The following is a 24,161-nucleotide window of genomic DNA, read 5'->3' on the forward strand; positions in this document are numbered from 1 at the left end:
AACTTCTTGGAAAGCTACAACTCGTCCCAAGTCGACTTTGTCGGGCACCCTACAAGATTTGAGCCCCTACAAGACTTGAGCATCCTGCAAGAGTTAGGGATCCCTGAGACGCGCATCAGCCACGAGATATGCCTGTGGGCCGGTTCCACCGAAGTAGAGCCGGCCCACAGGCATATGGGTGGTGTCGGCGTGTTCGCCGGTCCGTGTTCGCCGGTCCGCGCTCGCCGCCCCGCCCTAGATGACGAACTTCTCCGTACGGGTCTCACCGCGTGCGAGGCGGTCTGCGCTCAGTGCCGAGAGATCCATCGAGTGCTCTTCACCGAGCACCGCTTCTGCGAGATGGAGGCCTATCGCGGGGGCCTGCTGGAACCCGTGTCCGGAAAAGCCGGTCGCGTAGTGCAGGCCGGGAGTCGAGGCCGAGCCGACCATGGCGTTGTGGTCGGGGCTCATCTCGTAGTCGCCGACCCATGACGACTGGATCTCAGCGTCTTCGATGGTGGGCAAGCGATCGAAGGCGAGTTCCGAGAAATCCTCGATCTCGGAGGCGGGGGAGCCCAGGATCATTCCTTCGCCTTCGCGGTGGAAGTAGAAGTTCGTCGCGAAGTCGATGGTCATGGGGGCATCCTGCGGAACTCCGACTGAATTGCCGCTGTAGTAGACGATGCGGGGTACGGCATGGACGGGGAGGTCAAGTCCGGCGGTCGCAGCGATCTCAGTGCTGCCGGTGCCCGCGGCGATGATCACCTGGCGGGTCTCGATGGTCTCCTTGTCGGTGCGGACACCGCTCACGCCTTGATCATCAGTGAGGATCTCGAGCACCCTCACGCCGCTCTCGATCTTGGCGCCGTTCTTGCGGGCGGCGGTGGCGTAGCCCTGCACGACGGCTTCGGGGGTGGCGTAGCCCTCGATCGGGCAGAACGAGGCGCCGACGAGGTCGTCGATGCGCATCCCGGGTACCTTCTCACCAGCCTGCTCGGGGGTGAGAATCTCGGAGGGGGCGCCGAGCCGCTGTTGCATCTCGACCGACTTGCGGACCTCTGCCATGTCCTCTTCGTTGTTCACGACGAACATGTAACCCACCTGGTGGAAACCGATCGGGGTGCCGGTGAGTTCCTCGAAGTTCTCGAACTCGGGGATCGAGCGAAGCGCGATCTGAATGTTCAACTCATCGCTGTGCTGCACGCGGATACCGCCAGCCGCCTTGCTCGTGGAACCGCTTCCCAGAGTGGAGGATTCAAGCAGGAGCACATTGGTGAGCCCCTTCTGCGTGAGGTGGTACAGCGCGGCGGTGCCCATGCACCCGCCGCCGATGACAACGGCGTCTACGGTTCGCATCAAGTTCGTCCTTCGTGTGAGTCGGTGGGGAAGCTTTCGTGTTTCGACTGTGGGTTATCGATTATCGACCATCATAAGGCCAAATGTGTCCGGATCAATGCAGGACCGCGCAAAACGCCGTGGCGTCGTGGTCGAGAGCCATTCGGCAGTATGCGCGCGCCATGCGGCATCATGCGGCATCATGCGGCATCATGCGGCATCATGCGAGAAGCATATGTCTGGGCGGGAGTTGAAGCCAGAGCGCCGAAGAGACCAGAGTAGGGATCGAGGCCGCTGTGCGAGGCCGCTGTGCGAGGCCGCTGTGCGATACCGCCGATCATCGCTTCATGCCTGCGAAGAACTCCCGCTGACACCTCAGGCAATCCCTGTCACACTGGAACCGTGCCGGATACTCAGAATGGCCGCGTGGCGGTCTACCTCGACTTCGATAACATCGTTCTCTCTTGGTACGACCGGGTGCACGGGCGCAACTCATTCAGTCGTGATCGTCAGCGGATCACTGAGGATCCCACCGACGCAGAGACTGCAGCGCGCTTGCAGGCGGCAGTCATCGACGTCGGAGCGATCATCGACTACGCGTCATCCTTCGGCACACTCGTACTCACCCGGGCCTATGCGGATTGGTCGTCAGCGATCAATGCCGACTACCGTACGCAGCTCGTTTCCCGCGCCGTGGACCTCGTGCAGCTGTTCCCGGCGGCGGCGTATGCGAAGAACGGTGCCGACATCCGCCTTGCCGTCGACGCGGTCGAGGACATGTTCCGGCTCGACGACCTCACCCACGTCGTGATCGTTGCCGGCGATTCTGACTACGTGCCGCTCGCGCAGCGATGCAAGCGGCTCGGCCGCTACGTCGTCGGCATCGGGGTCGCCGGATCCACCGCGAAATCCCTCACTGCAGCATGCGATGAGTTCGCCGCCTACGACTCACTGCCGGGCATTAGTGCGCCGCAGCGCGAGCAGAAGCGGAGCTCCCAGACCGCCGTGCAGGCCGGGGCGCCGGCGAACGGACCAGCTGAAGCTTCCGCCGAGGGCGGAGCCGAGGGGCCGGCCGACGTGTCGTCCGAGGAGCAGCGTCAGAGCTCAGGACAGTCTCGCCGAGCGCGGCGTTCGCGCGGTGGGCAGGGAACGCATGCCGGAACCGTGACTGCTCCGGAGGAGGAGACCGTGGAGGACCTCGAGACCGAGGTCACCGGTCTGCTGATTCGGGCGCTCTGGCTGAGTCAGGACAAAGACGACTCGGGGTGGCTCTACAGCTCTGCGGTGAAGCAACAGATGCGCCGCATGGATCCGTCATTCAATGAGAAGTCGCTCGGCTTCCGATCGTTCTCCGATTTCTTGAAGTCGCGTTCAGAGGTCGCCGAGCTCGAAGAATCCGGCCACGAGCGCCTCGTTCGTCTGCGCGACCAGGCGGAGTGAACGAGGACCGTCGCGCGGGATAGGCGACGGCCCTCGATATTCCTCGGGTTGGGTCTGCGGTTTCTGATCAGCCGCGTGCGCGAGCGATGCGCCGCCGCCCGAGTGCCGTTCCTCCTGCGACCAGCAGGATCGCTGCGATTGCGGCTAGCAGGATCGCGGTGCCGCCGTCACCGGTGGTCGCGAGCCGGTCGGCCCGGTCAGAACGGCTGTCGCCGGCCTGTGCTGCACCATTGCTATCTGCAGCGTTGCCATCCGTGCCATTGTTACTTGCGCCGTTGCCACCTGCGCCGTTCTCGCCCTCGTTATCATTGCCGGCGTCATCGGAGCCGCCGCCGGTTTGATCGTCGTCATCATCCGAGCCGCCACCATTCGACCCCTCGCAGTGCAGGGCGCCGATCCGGAACGCGTGCCCGTTCGTCGTAGCATCGTCGGCCCACACAGTGGGCTTCGCGCCGTCCGTGCACATCGACTGCGGGGCGAACGCAAGCCCCTCGTTGGCGTACGAGGTGTCCATGCCCGATGGCGGGCGGATCGCGGCCGTCTCGACGAAGGAGCCGCGATCCAGTGAGAAGGTCTGCGAGAGGCCATCGCACACCTCATCGCAGATCGCCCAGAGCTCACCCGTAGCGGGCTCGTACTCAAGCTCCATGACACCCGGGAACGCGGTGTCGAACTCGGTCACTCGGGTGAACGCACCTCCGTCTTCGAGTACGTATCCGGCAACGGTGCTCGTCGCCTCGACGCCGACGAAGAAGACTCCGCCCGAGTGCGACCCGTAGGCGTCCGGATCATAGGCCTCCCCGGTCGTGCTGTCGACGAGCCCGCCCTCGACGAGAGCGGCGTCCGAAACCCAGGAGAGGCCCTCGATGCCGGAGTTCGCGCCGATGCCTGGATACTCGGTCGTCAGGTTCCATTCGTGGGAGGCTACGAGCTCGTCACCCGAAGGGTCGATCTCGTAGCGCAGCACGGAGGGCCGACTGCCGCTGCCGTCGTTGTCGCGCTCCGAACCGACGAAAACGACGTCGGCCTCGCCTGCGAGCGCGACGGCCTCCGCATCCACCGTGCCGGTGCCGTCGGGGTAACGCAGTTTCCGGCCGCCCTCCCTGGCGACGTTTGCTGCTCTTGCGTTCTCGGCGTTGATGCTCCCTGCGCTGATGTCGTCCGTGCTCACGTTCTCCGTGCTGACGTCTTCGGAGATCGTGTTATCGACGAGTGCGAGCCGGTGCAGCGTTCCCGCGCCGTTGTTGACGGCCCACAGGATGCCGAGGTCGGCAGTAGATGAGGGATCGAACGCGAGCCCGCTCATGTCGTCGCTGAAGGCGCCGGCAGCGTCCGCGTCAGAGACTTCCTCAGCACCCGGCCAGGCTTCGGAGATGAGATCGCCAGCGCAGGCGTTCGCGGCGCCCGGGGTCGCCTCGCGGGTCTGACCGAAGGCGCCCGTCGCATCAGGGCACCGGCCCCAGGTGACCGCCGCGTGGCCGGTCCACTCGGTCTCGTCTATGACGGTGGTGCCGTCGACATCGATGAGGCGTACGAGGTCGTTACCACCCAGGCCGAAGGTCGGCTCGGTGAATACGCGCAGGTACTCGCCGGCGGCGATCACTGTTTCGGAGGGCAGCACGATCGCGTCATTGTCGGCACCGCCGTCGCGGAGGTTCATGCCCGAGACATCTTCGGGCTCGAAGCCGGCGTTGACGAGCTCGATCCAGTCTCCGTCAGGATCTCCGCTCGATTCGACCTCGTTGATGCGCACTGCGGCGCTGCAGTCGTTCGGCGCACCCTTGGTCGACGCGGTGGTGTCGCGGAAGTCGCCCGTACCGTCGGGGCAACGACCGATCGTCGTGGGGGAGTGCGCGTCCCAAGCGTGCTGATCGACCGCGGTGAAGCCGCCGGGCAGGAAGAGGCGGGCCTGGTCAGCGGCGCCGAGGCCGTAGCCGAGATCTGCGCTCTCGACGACGAGGAACTCGCCCGGTGCAATTTCGGTGCCCGTCGGGAACTCCCAGCTGTGGTCGGCGGCATCGCTATCGTCGCGTACGACGAAACCCGCAAGGTCGACGATCTCGTCGCCCGTGTTGAAAAACTCGATCCAGTCGTCTGGCGTACCTCCGCTCGTCTCGATCTCGTTGATGACGACGGCGGGTACGTCGGGTGCTGCGCAGTCGTTCGCCGCACCCTTCGTCGCCGAGGCGGTCGTCTCGAAGTCGCCGACGCCGTTCGGGCAGCGTCCGAGCGACGGCAGGCTGTGACCCTCCCAGGAGGCTTCATCGACGAGGGTGGAGCCGTCCGCGAGGAACAGGCGAGCGCGATCGGTTCCGCCGAGCCCGAAATCGAAGCCTTCGGCCTCGTCGCCAGGAGTGTCGGACTCTGCGACAGCCTCGTCGAGCGCGAGATACTCGCCGGGATCGAGCTTGGTGCCCGCGGGGAGGCGGTACTGATGCGCGTCGTCGTCGTCCGAGAGCACCCAGTTCTCGAGGTCGACGACGGTGTCTCCGGTGTTGACCAGTTCGACCCAGTCGCCCGGATCACCGCCGTTCGAGCCCACCTCGTTGATGACGATCTCGTTCAGACCGGCCGGCGCGAACGCATTGGGCGCGCCGGGTGTCGCCTCGCTCGTGACCGCGACGTCTCCGACGCCGTCAGGGTTCAACCCGTACGAGGTGGGCTGGTGCCCGCTCCAGGTGAAGCGGTCGACCTCTGAGCCGTCGGGGAGGAGGAGCCGAGCCATGTCCTCCTTGCCGAGACCGAAGCCCTCGGGGCCCGGCACGTCGACCGTGACGGCGAGAAACTCGTCAGGTTCGATGACGGTGCCCTGAGGAAGCGCGAGCCGGGGCTCGCGATCCTGGTCATCGGCGACGACCCAGCCCGAGACGTCTACGGCGGCGTCGCCGATGTTCATCAGTTCGACCGCGTCATCGATCGCGTCGTTGCTCTGGATCACCTCGTTGATCACGATCGAGGTCTCGGGTGCGGCGGCCGCAGGTGTCGCTGCTGCGAGCGGGAGGACGAGGGCGGCGCACGCCGAGAGTGTGACGGCGTGCGCCGCGTATGCTCGCCGAGATCGGATGCGCCGGCGGTGGAGAGGGAGGGGCAGCATGTGCGGTGCGATTCCTTCGGTCAGGGGTGGGTTGTCGAGGCTGGCCGGCCGGTGGCGCGCGGCAAGCGCCGGACGGGCCGTTGACCAGACTGGCAATGCGAAGCATCGCCGGGGTGAACCGCGGGAGGCTCCGGGGTGAAGAGTCAGAGATCTCCGGCTAGAGGCGTTGTTCTGGCACGTGCGGTGCGGAGGCTTTCGTCGTGACCGCGATTCTTCCGGATTTCCGGAACCATCTCTCCGGATAGCACCGTGGGCGCGGACCAAAGTGAAACCTAGCGTGGTCCGTATGAAATCTCTGAACTGGCTACTCATCGTCGGGCTCGGTGCGTTCGCGCTGATCCGCCCCGTATCCCGTATCGTGCTCGACCAGCTCGGTATCGATCTCGGTGCCGCATTCCCGGTGATCGCGACGCTCGTGATCTCGGCCGTGTGGGTGCTCGTCGTCGGACTGTCGAAGGTTGCGCAACCGCTCCTGACGTTGCTTTTCGCAGGGGTCGTGTATGCGGTGCTCGCGATTGCGCTGAGTGGGATCCTTTCGCCGATCCTCGATGGGCAGTTGGAAGGACCGCTCGCGAATCCGATTGCGATCGTTCCGATGCTGGCACTCAATGCTTTATGGGGTGCAGCAGCTGGGGGGCTGGCTCTGCTCCTGCAGCAGACGCGCCGGCCTCGTGCGCGGCGGAGCGTGCAGGGCTAACGCCGATCCTCAAGCCGTCCTCGGCTCGCCTGCTCCCGTCACGATGCGCGAGCGCAGTGCGCCGGAGGATCTTCGCACCTTATTCCACTTGCTCCTCATTCGAATATATGTTCGAATGATTCGCATGAGGTGGAGCGGGCAGACGGTGACGGCGGCGAAGCAGCGGCAGAGCGCGCTGCCGGGTCTCGAGCTCGCGGAAGTCGCAGCCATGCCCGGCCATCTGCGTACGGTGCGATCGCCGGAGTTCGCGGGGATGGTCTTCCATGAAGTGCTTGCGAAGAGCGCGCTGAACAAGGTGCCGGGCATGTCGTCGATGCCGTTCGATTACACGGTGAACCCGTACCGCGGGTGCTCGCACGCCTGCGTGTACTGCTTCGCCCGGGGGTCGCATCGGTATCTCGATCTCGACACCGGGCAGGATTTCGACTCGCAGGTCGTCGTGAAGGTGAACGTCGCCGAGGTGCTGCAGCGCGAGCTCGCGCGCCCGAGCTGGACGGGGGATCACGTCGCGCTCGGCACCAACACCGACCCGTACCAGCGCGCCGAGGGACGGTATCGACTCATGCCCGGGATCATCGAGGCGCTCGCCGCATCGGGAACGCCGTTCTCGATCCTGACGAAGGGGACGCTGCTGCGGCGAGATCTGCCGCTGCTGGTCGAGGCGAGATCGCGCGTGCCCGTTTCGCTGGCCATGTCGATCGCGATCGGTGACCACGAGTTGCAGCAGTCGATCGAGCCCGGCACGCCGACGACGCGCGCCCGCCTGGACACCATCGCTGCCGCGACCGCCGCGGGGTTCTCGTGCCAGGTGTTCGTGATGCCGGTGCTGCCATATCTGAGCGACTCGGTTCCGCAGCTGACGGGGTTGTTGCGCGACATCGCCGATGCGGGGGCGACCTCGGTGATCTACGGGCCGCTGCATCTGCGCACGCACGTGAAGCCGTGGTTCTTCGAGTGGCTGGAGCGCGAGCACCCCGAGTTGGTGCCCGAGTACCGGCGCCTGTATCCGGGTACGAGCGTGCGCGCGACAAAGGAGTATCGGATGCAGTTGGCTGGTCGAATCCGGCCCATCATGCGTCGGTTCGGCCTGGAGCGACGGGGGAGCGCGACGCGAACGTCGGTCGAGCGGGGCGTGCCTGCGGCGTCGTTGGCCGGCGCGGCCGCTCGGCAGATTCCGTCGGCTGCGTTGTCGACTGCTCCGACGCTCTTCTGAGGACTTCTATGAAGCGTGAGTGTCTCCGTCGGTGTCATCAACATCGTCCGGGTTCTTCGGCCGCTCGACTCCGATGGTCACGCTCGTAGCCAGCGCGGCCACGGCGCCGACCGCTACCAGGATCGGTGCCAGCAGCGCCCCGGCGGCCGTAACGGCGACACCGGCAGTCAGCGGGATCTCGAAGATCGTCTCCCCGCTCTCCCGCTTGATGTAGATCCGTCGGGCGTTCCCCTCCTCGATGAGCTCTCGTACTTTGGCCATGAGCTCGTCGCCCTTGACCTTGAACTCTTCGTACCAGTTGTCGTTGGTGTTGTTTGTCATCGGGCGGCCGCCTTTCGAAGGATGATCGTGTTGAAACCGTATAGCGCCGACCCTAGGAATTCTCGAAAGCCTAGTGTTCAGTTGTTCTTGGTTCGAGTTCGAGCGCGATATCGGGTCTTGAGCGTGTGTCGCTAGTCTGAATCCATGTGCACGGTCATCGTCGAAGTTCCTGCGAGCGAGGGGACGAAGGTCAGGATCCTCGCGATTCGGGATGAAGACCCGCACCGCCTCTGGGATCCGCCAGGGGAATGGTGGCCGAACGAGCTGCCCGATGTCATCGGAGTGAGGGATCGCCTCGCAGGCGGGGCTTGGCTCGCCGCCCGGCCAAGAGCAGGCGGGCTGTCGGTGATCCTGAACCGACCCGAGAACGTCGACCCGGCGCCGGGCACCACAGAACTCGAATCGCGCGGCACGATCCCGCTCGCATCTGTTGCGGGGGAGTCGCTTCCCGAACGTCCGAACACCCAGAGCTTCAACCTCATCGAGGTGCAGGGGCCGTCGGTTCGATTGACCCAGTGGGACGGCGACGAACTGCGCCGCACGGAGGTTTCACCCGGCGTGCACATGATCGCCCACCGCGAGCTCGACGACACGAATACGACCCGGATTGCCACCTGGCTGCCCGAGTTCAGTGCACTCGCGGGGCTTCCCGATGACGCCTGGCGAGAGAGTTGGCGGGCCGTACTCGAGCAGAGCGCCGAGCTTCCGTGGGAGGACGACCGGGCGATCATCCGGGACAACTCGGTGCACGGGTTCCCGACGGAATCGGAGCTGGTGTGCCTCGGGGAGGTCTGGGACGGCGGGGCGCGGGTCGAGTGGTGGTTGCCGGAGCGGCAGAACGGCTGAGCGCAGCCGGGCCCACCTGATCCCTGTCGCGCTACCGACGTGCCTCGGCCGGGGTCCGGCCGAAGTGCCCGACCGTCACCCACACCGGCCAGCCGATCAACCAGATGACGGTGACGAGCCAGATCCTGCCGATCCAGCCGAGCAGCTCACCGGTGCGAGCGAGATCGCCGACGAGCAGCACGATCCCGCCCAGCACGGCCGAAGTCAGTGCCGCGCACAGCAGCATCCGCGCCCACTGACCCCACTCGTACTTCACCTGGGCGAGCCCCGACTTCGGTGGCTTCACCGGGGTGGGTCCGCCGGCGAAGCGGTGCGCGAAACGCGCATCCACCCGGCTGATGATCTGATGCCCGAACGCCACGGTGAAGCCGAGGTACACGCCGCCGAGTCCGTGCGTGAAATCGGCGGTCGCGTCGTTCACGAGCAGATCCCACGCGATGAGCGAGAGCAGCAGCACGTCCAACAGCGGAACGCACAGCAGCAGTACCGTCGATACTCGCCGCCAGCGCAGCAGATAGCGGGCCGCGAGCCCGCCGAGCAGCAGCACCCAGAACCCGATCTCGCAGATAAGGATTCCCGTCACGACGGAGTTGAAGTGTAGATCGTTCATGCCCCCAGCTTGGGCGCGACGCGACATCAGAGGCATCCTGCGAGAGGCCGCACTTCCCGGCGCCGCCTCCTCCGATCGAAGGAGGCGGAGTTCCGCGGGTTTCTGACACCATGAGGCATCATGGCAGGCATGCTGCGGAACTGGTGGGATCGGCTGAACGCCCGGCCGCGCCTCCGTGATGCCACGGCGGCCCTGACCTACCTCGTCATCGGCCTCGCCCTGTACCGGGTGGGTGCAATCCGCCTCTCCTCCTCTCTCGCGCCGGTCCAGGGCGAAGACCTGATCTTCCTGGCCGCGCTGATCGGAATCTGCGCGATCGCCACGATGCGCTCCAGCCGACCGCTCCTGGCCCTCAGCCTCGGAACTGTCGTCACCGCCATCGACGCCCTCGGCGGCGGCAGTCTCGGTGTGATCCTCGTCTTCTTCGACCTTGTCTACTGCGCCGTCAAGTACGGGAGCGACCGCGGCATCCGTATCGCCGCCTGGATCGCGGTCGCGCTCGCGGTCGCGACGGGTGCTGTGCTGGTGATCCTGCGCCCGGAGAACCCTGTCGTGCTGATCTTCGCGGTGCAGTGGGCGCTCATCATTTCGATCGCTGGGGCCTGGGGCTGGAACGTGCGCAGCGAACGTCTGCGCACCCGGGCCCTCATGGCCGAACAGCACGCGCGCGCCACACAGCAGATGCGGCAAAGGATCGCCCACGACCTGCATGATCTCGTCTCGAACCAGATCGCCGTCGCCGGGCTGCATGTCGAGGCCGCGCGGATCCGCGTCGAGAGGGAGGGAATCGCCGCACCCGAGATCGGCAGCAGCTTCGACCAGGCCAAGCGTGGCACGGATCAGGCGCACCGGCAGTTGCGGCGGCTCATCGCGGTGCTCACCACGGTCGACGACCTGGGTGAAGCCGAGCCGGATGTCGCGGGCGAGCTGGCGCGGCTCGCGTCGCTGCCTCCGGCCGGGCGTGCGCTGGTCTGGCGGGGCATGGGCGAGCCCGATCTGCGCGGCTTCCTCGAAGATCGGTCCGCGGCGCAGGCCGGCATCCTACTGCGGGTGCTGCAAGAGCTCGTCGCCAACGCCGTCAAGCACGGGCGCGGCGACATTGAGATATCGATGCTCGTGCGCGGCTCGGGAGCACTCGTGACCGTGTGCAACACGTTCGTCGCGAGCGGTGCTCCCGAGCGGGGGAGCGGCATCGGAATCACCGGGGCCGCACTGCTGCTCGATGGGACGGGCGCGAAGCTCGAGAGCGGACCCGATCCGGAGGGGGAAGACCGCGGAACGGACGGAGGCGAGGCCGGAAGCGGGATGACCGGAGACGCGGTTACTGGCCTCGGCGAACGGCAGTGGAAGGCGGTGCTGACCATTGAGTGAGGCGGAATTCGCGGTTAGGCGCGACCCCGGCACTGGCCCAGTGCGTGTGATCATCGCCGACGACCACGAGGCCGTGCGCAGTGGAGTGGCAGCGATCCTCTCCACCGATCCGTCGATCGAGATCGCGGGTGAGGCCGAGAACGGCTTCGACGCACTCGCCGCCTGCGTGAGGGATCGGCCCGAGGTTGCCCTCATCGACCTTCGCATGCCAGGAACCGACGGCATCTGGGCGACCGAGCGCATCACCTCCGAGACTGCGACGCGAGTGCTCGTGCTCACTACCTTCGATTCCGACGACCTCATCGCGCAGGCGCTCGCCGCCGGTGCGCACGGCTACCTGCTGAAGAGCACGCGGGGCGCCGAGCTGATCCAGGCGGTGCACCACATCGCCGAGCACCGGCACGTGCTCGACCCCGCCGTGGCGGGCAGTGTGATCGCGCGATTCGCGCAGCACACGGAGACTCAGCGGGTGAGCGCCGACGGTACTGCCGCGGCAGGGACGACGAGTGAGGTGACGGCGGCGAATCCGGCGTCGGGAGGAACCGCCGCAGCTCAGACCGTGCTCGACCGCTCGAGCCTGACCGACCGCGAGGCCGAGGTGCTCGACCTGCTCGCCGAGGGACTCACGAACCAGGCCATCGCTAACCGCCTGCACATCGGTATCACGACGGTGAAGACCCACGTCGGATCGCTCTATGCCAAGACCGGCGCAACCTCGCGGGTGCAGTTGGGGCGCTTGCGAGCCGGGTGATCATGCCTCTGGGCGACGAGATCTCGCAGGATTCGGCCCTAGTCCGAACCGTCGAGGGTGATTAGTTCGTCATCCTCGTCTTCCGAGCCTTTCGTCTCTTCGGCTTCTTCGCGTGTCTCGAGCACATCCGCGCCCTCGTTGGCGTCGAGCTCGGCGCCGGGAACCGGGTCGCGCTTCTCGTCGGCAGGGTCGTGATTCTTATCTTCACTACTCATGGCTTGCTCCTTCGTGTCCCACGTGCGGGGCGAAGATTCTCCACGCCCGATGATGGGGAGTCCGATGTTGCCGGAATTCGCCCATCGCCTCGAGGGTATCCAGTGCTGATCGGTGGCAACAGGGGATTGCGAGTGAGTTCTCCGATCACGAACAGGCGGGCCACGAAGGCGCGCGGCATGTCCGTCCCGCGTCTATATCTCCCGCAGTTCCGAGATCTCGCGCTCGAGATTCGCCCGTGCGCGCTCCTCCCAGAGCTGCCTCGCCGTCTCGGTTCGGTAGATCGTCGGCTGCCCGAGGTATCCGCTGAGGATCCGTGAGCGTCCCACGGCGAAATCGGAGGGTGGCACGTGCGCGTACTCCACTCGCACAGCGCTCGCATACTGTGCATATCGATGCTGAGGCGATGCGAAGATCGCAAGGTCGGCATCGAGCATGTGCGCGAGCGGTGGGGAAGCATCCTCGACAGCGCGGCCAGGATTCGTTGCGACGATGATCTCCCCGACCAGCTGCACGAGGCCGGCGTCAACCTCGAAAGGTGCGAGCGCGGATGTCGCGAGGCTCGCAGAATCGAGCTCATCGGATCCGGTACTGCCGGTATACACCGCGTCGTGGAACCACGCCGCCAGCAGCGTTGCGGGTTCGAGGCGCTCACCGCGAGTCGCGAGGTGGTCGAGCGCGAGCAGAACGTCTTCGAGGTGCAGTTCGTCGTGGTAGGCGCGGTGAGGTTCGTTCCACCGCGAGATCAGGTCGTCGCCGAGGATCCTCCATTCATCACCCGCTCGCGCGGAGCCTCCGATGCCGATCAGTTCGCCGAGCCCGGCCCACTCCATGGTCAGGAACTGCCGGCGCCGCAGCGGAGTCGCGACCTCCCGCTCCACCTGCCGCACACGCAGTCCGGCGTCGCGCAGCCGGTGCACCATGTCTCGCTGACCGACCTGTTCGGCGCCCAGCGAGACCGCCTGCTCGTAGAGCGACGCGGGCAGGTCGTAGTGGTCGAGGTCGAAGCTGCGGCGGGGGATCCTCATGCGCTTGGCGAAGTCGTGGAGCTCCTCGTAGTCGGTGTCGGACACGAGGTGGCTCCAGAGGGTGCCGTGAGCCGGCCACCGGGGCTGGTCGATGAGGATCGCCATCGCATCAGGGTAGCGCGGGGCGCGTGAGGGATGCCGAATGCACCCCGGCTACTCGTCTTCTGTGTCAACCCCCTGGCGACGGGGTTCGCGTCGAGGGAGGGTGAAACCGAGTCAGGGAGGTGATGACGTGTCTGACATGGACAATCGTTCGAGCGGCCGTCGCGATCCGACCAAGATGGTGAATCAGCCCGCCCTGCGGCAGTCGCGCGGCACGATCTGGATCGTGATGGGCGGACTCTTCCTCATCGTGGTGCTGATCCCGTTCGCCGGGCTCGCCTTCGCGGGGAGCGGCAGGTCCGCGCCGCTGGCGATGACGATCGGCGTCGGCCTCATCGTGCTCTACGTCGCGCTCCTCGTGGCGCGCGTCACGATCTCGCGACGGAAGCTGCGGCTGCAGGTCATGGCGGCCTGCATGCTCACCATGGCTGCGGTCGGGCTGATCGGGATCTGGGCCTGCGCGGTTATCGAAGGGTCGATCGGGTAGTCGGACTAGGGGCGTGTTGAGTCGCGCCGCACCGAGTCGGCGAAGCCGTCGAGAACGGCGAGTATGCCGGTGTGCTGCCAGATGCGTCCTCGGCGTCTGCCCGTGCGCTCGGCGAGCACTCCTCGTGCTGTCAGGACGTCGAGAGCGCGATTGGCGCTCATGGCGCTCGCCCCCAGTGTCTGCTGCACATACGTGGAGTTGACGACAGGCTGGCCGATCAGGTGGGGCAGGAGCTTCCAGGCGATGGCGTGGCGGCGCACGCCTGTCAGCTTCCTTCGCGACGCTTCGAGTTCTGCGTTCAGGTGATCGATAAGACCTCGGCCGGTGTGTGCTGCGTACCGCGCGGCTTGAGCGAAGGACCGGCAGATCGGTTCCGCGTCACCCGCGCGGAACTCTGTGAGCGCGGCGAAGTAGCGGGAGGTATCTCTGAGCAGACCTGCAGACAGGGGAACCGTCACGTGCGTCGTGATGCCCGACGCGCGCAGCAGCGCCTGCACCAGCGCGCGGCCGCTGCGCCCGTTGCCGTCGACGAAAGGATGGATCGTCTCGAACTGGGCATGGGCCACGGCGAGAAGTACCAGCACGGAAAGGTCCGTGCGGTGAACGAACTCGAACAGGTCGTCGAGCGCGGCGGCGATATGGATGGGCTGGGGCGGAACGAAATCCGCCGTGCGAGGCCCGGCGGAGCCGCGTCCGATCCAGACGAGTTCTTCTCGCAGGCTTCCGGCGTGATGTTCCATTCCGCGCTGATGACGGAGCAGTTCACGGTGCATGATGAGCAAAGAATCGAGCGTGAGATCGTCCGCGAGAGATAGCGCGGCCTCCATGGCGCGAACATTGCCGATCACCTCGCGTGAGTTCGGCGAGTCGCCGGCGTCTATCTCGGCGAGGGCGAGTTGTCTCGCCCCGACCGTCAGCTGCTCGATCTGCGAACTCGAGGCGCTCTCGGTCCGGAGCAGAATCGCCGTCATCGGTCCGATCGCGGTCGCATCCGGCCCGAGAAGGGTTGCTGCGTGCTGATCGAACTCGATGAGAGCGCGGGTGGCGTCCTCGATGTCCGCTCCGAGGTCAGCGGTGATCGCCGGTCGCCAATCGGCGATGCCGGCCGGAACGGCGGAAGCATACGGGCCGCTCTGGCGTCTGAACTCGGAGCGAGAATGGAGGGCAGGATCGGACGGAACCCAGACATGCCGTTCGTCGGTGATCGGGGGAACTGGCAGGCGCGGCTGCTCCTGTCCTTCGGCATGAGGAAATGTCACCATACCTGCATCTTAGTAACATTTTTGGTGGAAAGTGTTACTAAGAACTATCCCACTTATCGCCTCCGCGGAGCGTCGAAGCTCCAGGAGGATGCGACTTCCAAGACCTCTGCCCAGGAATCGACGTTCCATGCGAACCGTGCGATCGCGCAGGTCGGCATGCGGTCGATGCCACCATCTGAGAGGCGCCGGGCGAGATCCGAGATGCCGGGATCGTGCGCCACCACGATCACCGAGGATGCACCTGTGCGTGCGGCCGCGTCGAACAGTGTCTCGGGCGGAGCGAGGTACAGCCCGCGATCGGTCTCGGGATCCTGCCCCAGCACGGCCCCGAACACCTCGGCCGTACTGCGCGCTCGCACCGCCGTGCTCGAGAGCAGGCGCTCGGCGCGGGCGCCGGAGTCGGCGAGACGCTCTGCCATCACCGGGGAATCGCGCAGGCCGCGGTCGTTCAGCGGGCGGTCGTGGTCGGAGAGCGAGGCATCGCCCCAGTCCGACTTCGCATGCCGGATCAGGATCAGCTCGATCATGAGAGCGCCGCCGTGATGGCGTCGGCCGCGGTCGGGTGCCGGAACTCGAAGCCGGAATTCTCGAGTGCCGCGGGCAGCACGCGTGCGTCGGCGAGCAGCAGCGAGTCCGCGGCATCGCGGCCGAGCCCGATCCGCAGCGCCCACGCGGGCGCGGGAATGAGGAATGGCCGGCGCATCTGCCGGGCGAGCGTCCTGCCGATACCGTTCGCGGTCGCGGGGGTCGGCCCTGTGAGGTTCACCGGGCCGGTGATCCCGCGGTCGATGATGTGCCGGATCGCCCGTACCTCGTCATCGAGAGAGATCCACGGCCAGATCTGCCGTCCGGTCCCGAGCGGACCGCTCACGCCGAACCTGGTCAGGAGGATGAGCGGCTTCAGTACGCTCTCCGGGTGCAGCAGGGGAGCGGTGCGGATCAGCGCGACGCGAGCCTCCGGGCCGGCCGTCTTCGCGGCGTCCTCCCACTCGCGGCTCAGCTCGGCGAGGAACGTGCTGCCGGCACTGCTGTCTTCGGTGAGCGTCTCGGCCGGGCGGTCCCCGTAGAAACCGACGGCGGATCCTGAGACCAGCAGCGGGGCCTCTGTGCCAAGTTCTCGGATCGCCGTTGCGAGGGTGCGCGTCGGCTCGATCCGGGACGCGCGCAGGGCCTTGCGGTACGACTCGGTCCAGGGGAGCTTGCCGATGCTCGCGCCGTTGAGGTTGACGACCGCCTTCGCCCCGGTGAGCGCGTGCAGCAGCTCGGGTGATGCCGTCTGCCCGAGTGCCGAGTTGCGCCGCTGCACGCGGTCGGTCAGCCACTCGACCTCGTCGAGGTTCTCCGCTGGCCGCCGCACGAGCCGCACCACCCGGAAGCCGTCGCGTTGCAGCGACTCGGTGAGCGCGCTGCCGATGAGTCCGGATGATCCGGAGATCACGATGTGTTCCTGCTGCGCTGCATTCGTCATGCCTGCAGCCTACGCGGGGCCGCCCCGGGACTGCAGTGGCTGCCGCCTGCTATCTCTCTAGCCTGAGCAGAGATGCGCGGCGGCGCCCCGCCTCACCGCCGCCCGTGCACGCCGCTGCGGGCAAGCTTCGACGGCCACCAGACGGTACGGCCGATATCGTGCATAAGAGCGGGTACGAGTAGCGCACGCACGAGGAAGGTATCGAGCAGCACGCCGAACGCGACGATGAAGGCGATCTGCACGAGGAACAGGATCGGGATCACCGACAGCGCCGCAAACGTCGCTGCGAGTACGAGGCCCGCCGAGGTGATGACGCCGCCAGTGACTGACAGGCCCCGGATGATGCCCTCGTGCGTTCCGTGCACAAGCGATTCCTCACGCACGCGCGTGACGAGGAAGATGTTGTAGTCGATGCCGAGCGCCACCAAGAAGACGAACCCGAAGAGCGGCACCGCCGGATCCGCGCCGGGGAACTCGAACACGTGGTTGAACACGAGCGCCGCCACGCCGAGAGCGGTTCCGAACGACAGCACCGTCGTGAGCACGAGCAGCACGGGCGCGAGCACCGACCTCAGCAGCAGCATGAGGATGAGCAGGATCACGACCAGAACCACAGGGATGATCAGCGTGCGGTCGTGCACCGACGCATCGTTGGTGTCGATCGCGGTCGCCGTTACGCCGCCGACGTGAGCGTCGATGTCGGCGCTCGCCAGGTCGGCCCGCAGATCCCGCACCGTCTGCTGCGCCGCCTCGGAATCCGCCGCATCCGACAGCGTCGCCTGCAGCAGCACCCTTCCGTCTACGACCGTGGGCTCGAGGGGCGGGCCCTCAGCCGGAACCTCGATACCGGCGGGAGGGCCTTCGCCCGAGTCGGCAGCAGTATCACCTGCGCCGCCACCGACCGCGATCTCGCCGTCCGCGTCGATCGGAAGCGAGCCAGCGGGGGAGTCCGATGACGCCACAGTGACCCCGTCGACGCCGTCGGTGCCGAGCGCGACCTGTGCGGCGTCGGAGAGGGAGTCCTCCTCAACCAGGACGTACGTCGGGCTGCCCGATCCTCCCGGGAAGTGCTCGCCCAGCGCCCGCTGTCCGTCCCGCGCTTCGGACGCCCCGAGCACGAGCTCCGACTGCGCGACGCCCTGCGCCTGCAACTGTGTGGCCCCCGCGGCTCCGACGAGCAGCAGCACGGTCGTGACGATCCAGAGGGATCGCGGACGCCTGCGCACCCACGACCCCACGCGGGCCCACAGCCCGGTCTTCGGCATCTCGCCGGCGACGAGCTCCGGGTCGTAGGCGGGGCGCTTCGGCCAGAACGCCGCCCTGCCGAAGAGGAAGAGGATCGCAGGAAGCAAAGTCAGTGCGGACAGCATGGCGAAGCCGATCCCGATCGAGGCCACGGGCCCGAGCGTGCTGTTCGACTTCAGGTCGCTCAGCAGCAAGCACAGGAGCCCGGCGATGACGGTTCCGCCCGACGCGAGAATCGGCTCGAACGATCCGCGCAGCGCCGCCCACGAAGCGTCCCAGCGGTCGGGTCGAATGCGCAGCTGCTCGCGATACCTGGCCACATACAGCAGGGAGTAGTCGGTTGCGGCACCGATCACGAGGATGAACAGGATCCCCTGCGTCTGCCCGCTGAGCAGCAGCAACCCCGCTTTCGCCAACCACCACACGGTGAGGAGTGCGACCGTCAGCGCGAACACGCTCGTCGCGAGCACCGCGACGGGCAGCAGCAGCGATCGGTAGACGAACACCAGAATGATGAAGACTGCGATGAGCGCGACGAGCAACAGGAGCCCGTCAATTCCCGCGAAGGCCGCGACGAGGTCCGCGGTGAAGCCCGCAGGGCCGGTGACGTAGGAGGAGATCCCCTCCGGCGACGCGTCGCTCAGTCGATCGGAGATTGCCGCCACGGTGTCGCCGAGGTCGGCGTCGGAGAGGATCGGCACGAACGCCTGGGCCGCGCGGCCATCTTCTGAGGGGATGAGCGGCGACAGATCATCGCCGACCCCCTCGATGCTCGGAAGATCCTCGAGTGCGATCGTAAGGTCCTGCAGCTGAGCCTCTCCGAGCTCGCCGTCGTCCGCTGCGAACACCACGACTGCGGGGATCGCGTCCGAATCGGTGAAGTCACCGAGCGCGGCCTGCACCTGCGTGGCGTCCGCCGACTCGGGGAGGTAGCTCGTCTGATCGTTCGAAGAGACCTCGCTCACCTTCCCGAAGTAGGGGCCACCCACCCCGGCTCCCGCGAGCCAGAGCACGATGAGTACTGCAGGCAGGATCACCCGCAGCCAGCGCGGACCTGACCGCGCTGACCGCTCTGGTTGAACTGACGGACCTGACTGACCTGACGACCGCATATCCCGACCCCTCACCGTGCACCGGCTGTCTCGGAACGGTGCGCACTCTAAGGTTGACACATGGCACATCCCTATCTCGAGGGACTCGCGGGCCCCCGTATCTTCGCGCACCGCGGGTACGTCACTCCGGCGCTCGCCGCAGCAGGGATCGCGGAGAACACCCGGGCTGCCTTCACCGGCGCCGTCGACGCGGGTGTCGACTACGTCGAATCCGACTGCCACCTCACGTCCGACGGACGCGTCGTCCTCTTTCACGACACGAGCCTCAGCCGCATTACAGGAGAGCAGCGCCTCGTCGCTGACACGAGCTGCGCCGAACTTGCCGAGCGCATGCGAGGCCGTGGTGGACTCCTCACCCTCGATGAAGCGCTCGAGGGGTATCCAGACACGCGCTTCAACATCGATGTGAAGGCGGCCGCCGCCGCAGAGCGGGCCGGACGCATCGTCGCACCGCATGCTCATCGCGTGCTGCTCACGAGCTTCGACGACGCCAACCGTCGTCGTGCACTCGCAGCGGCGTGGGAAGCCTTAGGGCCATCAACGGCCCAGCCCGTGGAGGGCCGGGCTGCAGCACCAGCGGTACTGCCCGCCACCTCACCGGGAAAGCGCAGGTTGATCGCTGTGCTGGGCGCAGTCGCGTCGGGATCGCGCACGCTGATGGACCGCGCGTTCGCCGGACTCGATGCGCTGCAAGTGCCTGAACGCCAGGGGCGGATCAAGATCCTCACGCACCGACTCGTCGAACAGGCGCATCGCCGTGGCGTGGAGGTACACGTCTGGACCGTCAATGACCCGCAGCGCATGATCGAACTCGTTGACCTGGGGGCCGACGGCATCGTCACCGACCGCCCAGATCTCGCGCTCGCCGCCCTGCGGTAGCGTTGGGCGCATGGAGTTCATCGGTGCGCATCCCACGGTAGACCTCACCTATTCAGACGTGTTCCTCGTGCCGCGACGATCGTCGGTCGGGAGTCGCCTCGCGGTCGATCTGGCACCCGGAGACGGGACGCCGTCGACACTGCCTCTTGTGGCTTCGAACATGAACTCGGTCACTGGTCCACGATTGGCAGCCGTGCTCGCTCGCCGCGGTGGGATCGGGGTGCTTCCGCAAGACCTGTCACTCGACGCGCTCGTCGAGTCGGTGCAGTGGGTGAAGCGCCAGCCCGTCGCATACGACACGCCAGTCGTGCTGCCGCCGACAGCCACGGCCGCAGACGCACTGCGGCACATCCCTGTTGCAGAAGGCATGGGCGTGGTCGTCGCAGAAGGAGCCGAGGTCGTTGCCGCCGTATCCGGGCGTGCTGAGGCGCCGGCCGCGAGTGCGGTGCTCGGAACATTGGCGGCGTCCCGTCTTGCGGGGGTTCCGCAAGACGCCCGGCTGGGCGACCTGATCCGTGGTGATCGCGCGGTGCTGCTCCAGGCCGATGCGCTGGGCTCGGGTCGCGACGCGTTCGATGCCGTCGAACGTGCGCTTGCAGACGCTGGTGCAAGCGCACGGGGTACCGGCACCGTGTGCATCGTCGACGGCGGCAAACTCGTCGGTACGCTCTCCGCCCGTTCTGCACTGCGCGGCTCGATCTACCGTCCGGCACTCGACGCGGACGGCCGACTTGCGGTCGCCGTGGCGGTGGGTATCAACGGCGACGTCGCGAGTAAGGCCAAGACGCTCGCAGCGGCCGGAGCAGACGTGCTCGTCGTCGACACCGCGCACGGACACCAAGACGGCATGATCCGGGCACTCTCCGTCGTTGCCGAACTGGGCTTGCCCACCGTGGCGGGCAATATCGTGACCGCCGACGGTGTGAGCGACTTGGTCACAGCGGGTGCATCGATCCTCAAGGTGGGTGTCGGCCCCGGTGCGATGTGTACGACGCGCATGATGACGGCCGTGGGTCGCCCGCAGTTCTCGGCCGTGCTCGAAACCGCGCAGGCGGCCCGTGAACTCGGGGCCCATGTGTGGGCAGACGGGGGAGTTCGCTACCCGCGTGACGTTGCGCTCGCACTCGCGGCCGGCGCTTCGTCCGTGATGATCGGGTCGTGGTTCGCCGGCACCGCTGAATCGCCCGGTGAGCTCTTGGCCGATACTGACGGCCGCCAGTACAAGGAATCCTGGGGCATGGCTTCGACGAAGGCTGTTCAGGCGCGCTTCGGAGATCTGGATCCGTACGAGCTGGCGCGCAAGGAGCTCTTCGCGGAGGGCATCTCGTCATCGAAGATCTATCTCGATCCTTTGCGGCCCGGGGTCGAGGACTTGCTCGACATGATCACGTCGGGTGTGCGTTCATCATTCACCTATGCCGGGGCGGCAACACTCTCCGACTTCCACCTGCGCGCGCACGTCGGCTTGCAGTCGGCCGCCGGGTACGAGGAGGGCAAGGCGCTACCGGTCTCGTGGTGAGCTGCGGTCATGGAGCTGCGCGGTCGATTGGATCCGCGGTCATGAAGATACCCGGTCGCGGACCCCGCACGAATAGACTGAGTCACGTTGACCGATGGATGGAGACCAGGTGAAGTACATCTCGACGCGCGGCGGCATGGAGCCGGCGACCTACAGCGAGGTTCTCTTGGAGGGCCTTGCGACCGACGGCGGTCTGACGGTGCCGAAGCAGGTGCCACAGGTCTCCGCGTCGCGTCTCGAGCAATTGCGTGAACTCTCGTACCCGGAACTCGCCACTGAGCTTCTCGGCCTCTATGCGACAGACATTCCGCGCGACGAGCTCGCTCGTATGTGCCGTGAGGCTTACAGCGCCGAGAACTTCGTGGCTGAGGAGGTCGTGCCGCTCGTGTCCATCGGCGAGAACATCTCGCTCGTGGGGCTCTCGGAGGGGCCGACGCTCGCCTTCAAGGACATGGCGATGCAGTTCCTCGGGCAATCGCTCGAGTACGTGCTGTCACGCACCAATCGCACCCTGAACATCGTCGGCGCGACGTCGGGAGACACCGGGTCGGCTGCCGAGTATGCGCTGCGCGGGAAGGAAGGCATCGCGGTCTTCATGCTCTCGCCTCAAGGGCGCATGAGCGAGTTCCAGCGGGCGCAGATGTACTCGCTCACTGACGCGAACGTGCATAACATCGCCATCGATGGTGTCTTCGACGACTGCCAGAACCTGATGAAGGCGCTCTCCGGTGATCTTGAGTTCAAGCGCGCGCACCACTTGGGAGCCGTGAACTCGGTGAACCTCGGTCGCGTCAGCGCGCAGATGGTGTACCACTTCTGGGCTTGGTTGCGCGCCACCGATGAGGTGTCGCCTGAGGAGCGCGCCGGCTTTGAGGTCTCGGTGACGGTGCCGTCCGGGAACTTCGGCAATATCTTCTCGGGCTTTCTCGCGAAGTCGATGGGGTTGCCGATTCGGCGTCTGGTGCTTGCCGCGAACGAGAACAACGTGCTCGACGACTTCTTCCGCACCGGTGTCTACGCGCCTCGCGGTGCAGCGGACACCTACGCGACTTCGAGTCCGTCGATGGACATCTCGAAGGCCTCCAACCTCGAGCGCTTCGTCTACGAATTGCTCGGTCGCGACCCTGAACGCTTGCGAGCCGCGTGGCAGGAGCTCGACGAAACCGGACGTATCGATCTCTCTGCTGAGCAGCATCGTTTCGCATCGGAGTTCGGCATTGTCAGCGGTACGAGTACCCATGAGGATCGCCTCGCCACGATCAAGTCGGTCTTCGACGGCAGCGGCGTGATCATCGACCCGCACACCGCCGACGGGGTCAAGGTCGCTCGCGAGTATCTCGAGGAGGGTGTGCCGATGCTCGTGCTCGAAACCGCAAAGCCCGCGAAGTTCCCGGAAACCGTGGAGGCTGCGATCGGTCGTCGGGCACCGTTGCCAGCGCATCTCGCGGATCTGCTCGATCTTCCGCAGCACGTCACCGATATGGCCGACGACGAGGACGCCCTGCGCGCATTCATCGCCGAGCGGGCGGTCTAGGCAGTCAATTACGACAAGTTGGGAGGGGCACCATGTTCGGACGAAAGTCGAAGCAGCGGGTCGAGGAGGATTCGCTCGCGAACCTCGTCGCCCGGGCCCGGGAAGAGGGGTCGGTCGCCGAAGAGCTCGTGAAGGAGGCCGCGGGACTCGCACCGCAGCAGCAGACGGCGGTCGGACGCATCTGGAGCGACAATCTGGGTCTTCTCGCGACCCGAGCGCTCCAGATCATCATCGTCGTGCTGCTGGCTACTGGCCTGATCTGGGGCATGCGGTCGTTGACGACAGTGGTGATCCCGATCCTGCTGGCCCTCATTTTTGCGAGCACGTTCTTCCCGGTGATGGCCTGGCTGCGTCGGCACCGGGTGCCCGACGCGCTCGCGACGGTAATCGTGCTGCTCGGGATCCTGCTCCTGCTGGGTGGCGTGAGCTGGCTCATCGTCTGGGCTGTCAGGGATCAGTGGGACGACCTTTCGGAACAAGCTCAGGACGGCTTCGTTCAGGTCGTGACGTGGGTGGAGTCCTTGCCGTTCGTCGATGACCAAGCTCAACTCATTGAGTGGCGCGACAGTGTGGTCGGATATGCGACCGACTTCCTCACCAGCGCCCAGTTCGGCTCGGGTGCTCTGGCAGGCGTCGGTGCGGTCACGAGCTTCGTGACGGGTCTCGTGCTCATGATCGTCGTTCTCTTCTTCTTCTTGAAGGACGGTCCGAGGATCTGGCACTTCGTACTCCGCCCGTTCCAGGGCTCCCACCTGGCCCGTGCACAACGAGCCGGTGCAAAGACTGTGGAGACGCTGGGCTCGTACGTGCGAGGCACGGCATCGGTCGCCGCAGTCGATGCGGTCGGTATCGGTATCGGTCTGGTGATTCTGCAGATCCCGCTCGCGCTGCCGCTGTCGGTGCTGGTCTTCCTGCTGTCATTCATTCCGCTCGTCGGAGCAACGGTCGCCGGCGCTCTTGCTGCACTCGTCGCTCTGGTGACTCACGGCCCGCTGCACGCACTCATCGTGATCGGTATCGTCGTGCTCGTGAACCAGCTCGAGGGCAACCTCCTCCAGCCGGTTCTCATGGGTCGAGCCTTGAAGTTGCACGCCCTGGTCATCCTGCTCTCGCTGACCATCGGTACCGTGCTCGCCGGCATCCTCGGTGCCGTGCTCGCCGTGCCGCTTGCAGCCGTCGCCTGGGGCATCATCAAGGTGTGGGACGGGCCGGAGCTCGCAGCGAAATGGGCTCGTCCGCACCCGGAGGAGCTCGTAGGCTGAACTGGCCAGACGAACTCCTCCGGCGACACGCCGTTATCGGCATGCCGATTTGAACCCGGGCGGAATCCTGTGCCACTATAGATGAGTTGCCGGGGCAGCGGGAGAAATTCTCGAGGCCGAAAGCACACGGCCCCATCGTATAGCGGCCTAGTACTCCGCCCTCTCACGGCGGCAACGCGGGTTCGAATCCCGCTGGGGTCACCAGGCAGAAAACCCTCGCTCAGGCGGGGGTTTTCGCGTATCCGACGCTGAGCTCCGCAACAGGGGTGGGTTACCGGCCAAAAGGAGTGGATGGGTTCGGGCGTGTTCATCCTCGTCCGGCCCACCCGCTGCGTTGCCAGAGTCCTTCGCTGGCGTCGAGGCCGGTGTCGTAGAGTGCTGGCCCGTCGGGTT

General features: G+C 66.3%; 21 protein-coding genes and 1 tRNA gene. 12 read left to right on the forward strand and 10 right to left on the reverse strand.

The window, feature by feature from the left end; translation table 11 throughout:
- Window positions 1–234: 234 nt before the first annotated feature.
- Window positions 235–1,335 (reverse strand): NAD(P)/FAD-dependent oxidoreductase, encoded by a 1,101-nt coding sequence (locus tag ACUYV6_RS12425; RefSeq protein ID WP_449278983.1) that lies wholly within the window; start codon window positions 1,333–1,335, stop codon window positions 235–237.
- A gap of 381 nt (window positions 1,336–1,716) precedes the next feature.
- Between ACUYV6_RS12425 and ACUYV6_RS12430 the strand changes: the two genes are divergently transcribed.
- A complete protein-coding gene (locus tag ACUYV6_RS12430; protein ID WP_449278984.1) occupies window positions 1,717–2,754 on the forward strand; it encodes an NYN domain-containing protein in 1,038 nt (345 codons plus the stop codon).
- Window positions 2,755–2,821: 67 nt separating this feature from the next.
- Here ACUYV6_RS12430 and ACUYV6_RS12435 read toward each other — a convergent pair whose 3' ends face one another.
- Window positions 2,822–5,848, reverse strand: coding sequence for a lamin tail domain-containing protein (locus ACUYV6_RS12435; protein WP_449278985.1), 3,027 nt, complete (start codon window positions 5,846–5,848; stop codon window positions 2,822–2,824).
- A 286-nt stretch (window positions 5,849–6,134) separates the two neighbouring features.
- Between ACUYV6_RS12435 and ACUYV6_RS12440 the strand changes: the two genes are divergently transcribed.
- Complete coding sequence (locus ACUYV6_RS12440) at window positions 6,135–6,545, forward strand: hypothetical protein (RefSeq protein WP_449278986.1); 411 nt, start codon at window positions 6,135–6,137, stop codon at window positions 6,543–6,545.
- Window positions 6,546–6,669: 124 nt separating this feature from the next.
- Window positions 6,670–7,758, forward strand: coding sequence for an Rv2578c family radical SAM protein (locus ACUYV6_RS12445; RefSeq protein WP_449278987.1), 1,089 nt, complete (start codon window positions 6,670–6,672; stop codon window positions 7,756–7,758).
- Between the two features lie 6 nt (window positions 7,759–7,764).
- On the opposite strand, the gene ACUYV6_RS12450 is transcribed toward ACUYV6_RS12445, so the two are convergent.
- Complete coding sequence (locus tag ACUYV6_RS12450) at window positions 7,765–8,079, reverse strand: DUF4342 domain-containing protein (RefSeq protein WP_449278988.1); 315 nt, start codon at window positions 8,077–8,079, stop codon at window positions 7,765–7,767.
- 144 nt (window positions 8,080–8,223) lie between these two features.
- Between ACUYV6_RS12450 and ACUYV6_RS12455 the strand changes: the two genes are divergently transcribed.
- Complete coding sequence (locus ACUYV6_RS12455) at window positions 8,224–8,925, forward strand: NRDE family protein (protein ID WP_449278989.1); 702 nt, start codon at window positions 8,224–8,226, stop codon at window positions 8,923–8,925.
- Between the two features lie 31 nt (window positions 8,926–8,956).
- Here the strand turns inward: ACUYV6_RS12455 and ACUYV6_RS12460 are convergent, their stop codons facing one another.
- The gene (locus ACUYV6_RS12460; RefSeq protein WP_449278990.1) at window positions 8,957–9,535 is read right to left on the reverse strand and encodes a hypothetical protein; all 579 of its coding nucleotides are present in this window, start codon (window positions 9,533–9,535) and stop codon (window positions 8,957–8,959) included.
- 120 nt (window positions 9,536–9,655) lie between these two features.
- On the opposite strand from ACUYV6_RS12460, the gene ACUYV6_RS12465 reads away from it, so the two are divergent.
- Window positions 9,656–10,906 (forward strand): sensor histidine kinase, encoded by a 1,251-nt coding sequence (locus tag ACUYV6_RS12465; RefSeq protein ID WP_449278991.1) that lies wholly within the window; start codon window positions 9,656–9,658, stop codon window positions 10,904–10,906.
- Window positions 10,899–11,657 carry a response regulator gene (locus ACUYV6_RS12470; RefSeq protein ID WP_449278992.1) on the forward strand — a complete coding sequence of 253 codons (759 nt, stop codon included), beginning with the start codon at window positions 10,899–10,901 and terminating at the stop codon, window positions 11,655–11,657. Before ACUYV6_RS12465 ends, ACUYV6_RS12470 begins: the two co-directional genes overlap by 8 nt.
- A gap of 38 nt (window positions 11,658–11,695) precedes the next feature.
- Here ACUYV6_RS12470 and ACUYV6_RS12475 read toward each other — a convergent pair whose 3' ends face one another.
- Together ACUYV6_RS12475 and ACUYV6_RS12480 are read right to left on the reverse strand one after the other, a co-directional pair.
- Entirely contained in the window at window positions 11,696–11,872 is a 177-nt protein-coding gene (locus ACUYV6_RS12475) for a hypothetical protein (protein WP_449278993.1), read from the reverse strand.
- Window positions 11,873–12,064: 192 nt separating this feature from the next.
- Window positions 12,065–13,003 carry a DUF4031 domain-containing protein gene (locus ACUYV6_RS12480; RefSeq protein WP_449278994.1) on the reverse strand — a complete coding sequence of 313 codons (939 nt, stop codon included), beginning with the start codon at window positions 13,001–13,003 and terminating at the stop codon, window positions 12,065–12,067.
- Window positions 13,004–13,130: 127 nt separating this feature from the next.
- Here ACUYV6_RS12480 and ACUYV6_RS12485 point away from each other — a divergent pair, with 127 nt between their 5' ends.
- Window positions 13,131–13,487: a hypothetical protein gene (locus ACUYV6_RS12485; RefSeq protein ID WP_449278995.1), complete on the forward strand. Its 357-nt coding sequence runs from the start codon at window positions 13,131–13,133 to the stop codon at window positions 13,485–13,487.
- A 5-nt stretch (window positions 13,488–13,492) separates the two neighbouring features.
- On the opposite strand, the gene ACUYV6_RS12490 is transcribed toward ACUYV6_RS12485, so the two are convergent.
- The 4 genes from ACUYV6_RS12490 to ACUYV6_RS12505 all read right to left on the reverse strand — a co-directional run bounded on the left by ACUYV6_RS12490 (window position 13,493) and on the right by ACUYV6_RS12505 (window position 18,574).
- Window positions 13,493–14,749: a Fic family protein gene (locus tag ACUYV6_RS12490; protein ID WP_449278996.1), complete on the reverse strand. Its 1,257-nt coding sequence runs from the start codon at window positions 14,747–14,749 to the stop codon at window positions 13,493–13,495.
- 53 nt (window positions 14,750–14,802) lie between these two features.
- On the reverse strand, window positions 14,803–15,276 hold the full coding sequence (locus ACUYV6_RS12495; RefSeq protein WP_449278997.1) for a SixA phosphatase family protein: 474 nt from the start codon (window positions 15,274–15,276) through the stop codon (window positions 14,803–14,805).
- A complete protein-coding gene (locus ACUYV6_RS12500) occupies window positions 15,273–16,217 on the reverse strand; it encodes a TIGR01777 family oxidoreductase (RefSeq protein ID WP_449278998.1) in 945 nt (314 codons plus the stop codon). Before ACUYV6_RS12500 ends, ACUYV6_RS12495 begins: the two co-directional genes overlap by 4 nt.
- A 92-nt stretch (window positions 16,218–16,309) precedes the next feature.
- Complete coding sequence (locus tag ACUYV6_RS12505; protein ID WP_449278999.1) at window positions 16,310–18,574, reverse strand: MMPL family transporter; 2,265 nt, start codon at window positions 18,572–18,574, stop codon at window positions 16,310–16,312.
- 60 nt (window positions 18,575–18,634) lie between these two features.
- Here ACUYV6_RS12505 and ACUYV6_RS12510 point away from each other — a divergent pair, with 60 nt between their 5' ends.
- From ACUYV6_RS12510 to ACUYV6_RS12530, 5 genes are all read left to right on the forward strand, one after another.
- Window positions 18,635–19,453 carry a glycerophosphodiester phosphodiesterase family protein gene (locus ACUYV6_RS12510; RefSeq protein ID WP_449279000.1) on the forward strand — a complete coding sequence of 273 codons (819 nt, stop codon included), beginning with the start codon at window positions 18,635–18,637 and terminating at the stop codon, window positions 19,451–19,453.
- Window positions 19,454–19,463: 10 nt separating this feature from the next.
- Window positions 19,464–20,972, forward strand: coding sequence for a GMP reductase (gene guaB1 / locus ACUYV6_RS12515; RefSeq protein ID WP_449279001.1), 1,509 nt, complete (start codon window positions 19,464–19,466; stop codon window positions 20,970–20,972).
- Between the two features lie 109 nt (window positions 20,973–21,081).
- Window positions 21,082–22,506 (forward strand): threonine synthase, encoded by a 1,425-nt coding sequence (gene thrC / locus ACUYV6_RS12520; RefSeq protein ID WP_449279004.1) that lies wholly within the window; start codon window positions 21,082–21,084, stop codon window positions 22,504–22,506.
- A 32-nt stretch (window positions 22,507–22,538) separates the two neighbouring features.
- Window positions 22,539–23,768 (forward strand): AI-2E family transporter, encoded by a 1,230-nt coding sequence (locus ACUYV6_RS12525; RefSeq protein WP_449279002.1) that lies wholly within the window; start codon window positions 22,539–22,541, stop codon window positions 23,766–23,768.
- Between the two features lie 128 nt (window positions 23,769–23,896).
- A tRNA-Glu gene (locus ACUYV6_RS12530) sits at window positions 23,897–23,972 on the forward strand.
- Window positions 23,973–24,161: the final 189 nt, after the last annotated feature.

The sequence above is a fragment of the Leucobacter sp. GX24907 genome (assembly GCF_053567335.1).

What these genes read in the sequence shown, in the direction of transcription:
- ACUYV6_RS12525 (WP_449279002.1), top strand. Translation starts at nt 22,539, where the DNA reads ATGTTCGGACGAAAGTCGAAGCAGCGGGTCGAGGAGGATTCGCTCGCG.
- ACUYV6_RS12500 (WP_449278998.1), bottom strand. Translation starts at nt 16,217, where the DNA reads ATGACGAATGCAGCGCAGCAGGAACACATCGTGATCTCCGGATCATCC.
- ACUYV6_RS12450 (WP_449278988.1), bottom strand. Translation starts at nt 8,079, where the DNA reads ATGACAAACAACACCAACGACAACTGGTACGAAGAGTTCAAGGTCAAG.
- ACUYV6_RS12505 (WP_449278999.1), bottom strand. Translation starts at nt 18,574, where the DNA reads ATGCGGTCGTCAGGTCAGTCAGGTCCGTCAGTTCAACCAGAGCGGTCA.
- ACUYV6_RS12495 (WP_449278997.1), bottom strand. Translation starts at nt 15,276, where the DNA reads ATGATCGAGCTGATCCTGATCCGGCATGCGAAGTCGGACTGGGGCGAT.
- ACUYV6_RS12425 (WP_449278983.1), bottom strand. Translation starts at nt 1,335, where the DNA reads ATGCGAACCGTAGACGCCGTTGTCATCGGCGGCGGGTGCATGGGCACC.
- ACUYV6_RS12440 (WP_449278986.1), top strand. Translation starts at nt 6,135, where the DNA reads ATGAAATCTCTGAACTGGCTACTCATCGTCGGGCTCGGTGCGTTCGCG.
- ACUYV6_RS12445 (WP_449278987.1), top strand. Translation starts at nt 6,670, where the DNA reads ATGAGGTGGAGCGGGCAGACGGTGACGGCGGCGAAGCAGCGGCAGAGC.
- ACUYV6_RS12435 (WP_449278985.1), bottom strand. Translation starts at nt 5,848, where the DNA reads ATGCTGCCCCTCCCTCTCCACCGCCGGCGCATCCGATCTCGGCGAGCA.
- ACUYV6_RS12490 (WP_449278996.1), bottom strand. Translation starts at nt 14,749, where the DNA reads ATGGTGACATTTCCTCATGCCGAAGGACAGGAGCAGCCGCGCCTGCCA.
- ACUYV6_RS12510 (WP_449279000.1), top strand. Translation starts at nt 18,635, where the DNA reads ATGGCACATCCCTATCTCGAGGGACTCGCGGGCCCCCGTATCTTCGCG.
- ACUYV6_RS12455 (WP_449278989.1), top strand. Translation starts at nt 8,224, where the DNA reads ATGTGCACGGTCATCGTCGAAGTTCCTGCGAGCGAGGGGACGAAGGTC.
- ACUYV6_RS12480 (WP_449278994.1), bottom strand. Translation starts at nt 13,003, where the DNA reads ATGGCGATCCTCATCGACCAGCCCCGGTGGCCGGCTCACGGCACCCTC.
- ACUYV6_RS12460 (WP_449278990.1), bottom strand. Translation starts at nt 9,535, where the DNA reads ATGAACGATCTACACTTCAACTCCGTCGTGACGGGAATCCTTATCTGC.
- ACUYV6_RS12465 (WP_449278991.1), top strand. Translation starts at nt 9,656, where the DNA reads ATGGCAGGCATGCTGCGGAACTGGTGGGATCGGCTGAACGCCCGGCCG.
- ACUYV6_RS12475 (WP_449278993.1), bottom strand. Translation starts at nt 11,872, where the DNA reads ATGAGTAGTGAAGATAAGAATCACGACCCTGCCGACGAGAAGCGCGAC.
- guaB1 (WP_449279001.1), top strand. Translation starts at nt 19,464, where the DNA reads ATGGAGTTCATCGGTGCGCATCCCACGGTAGACCTCACCTATTCAGAC.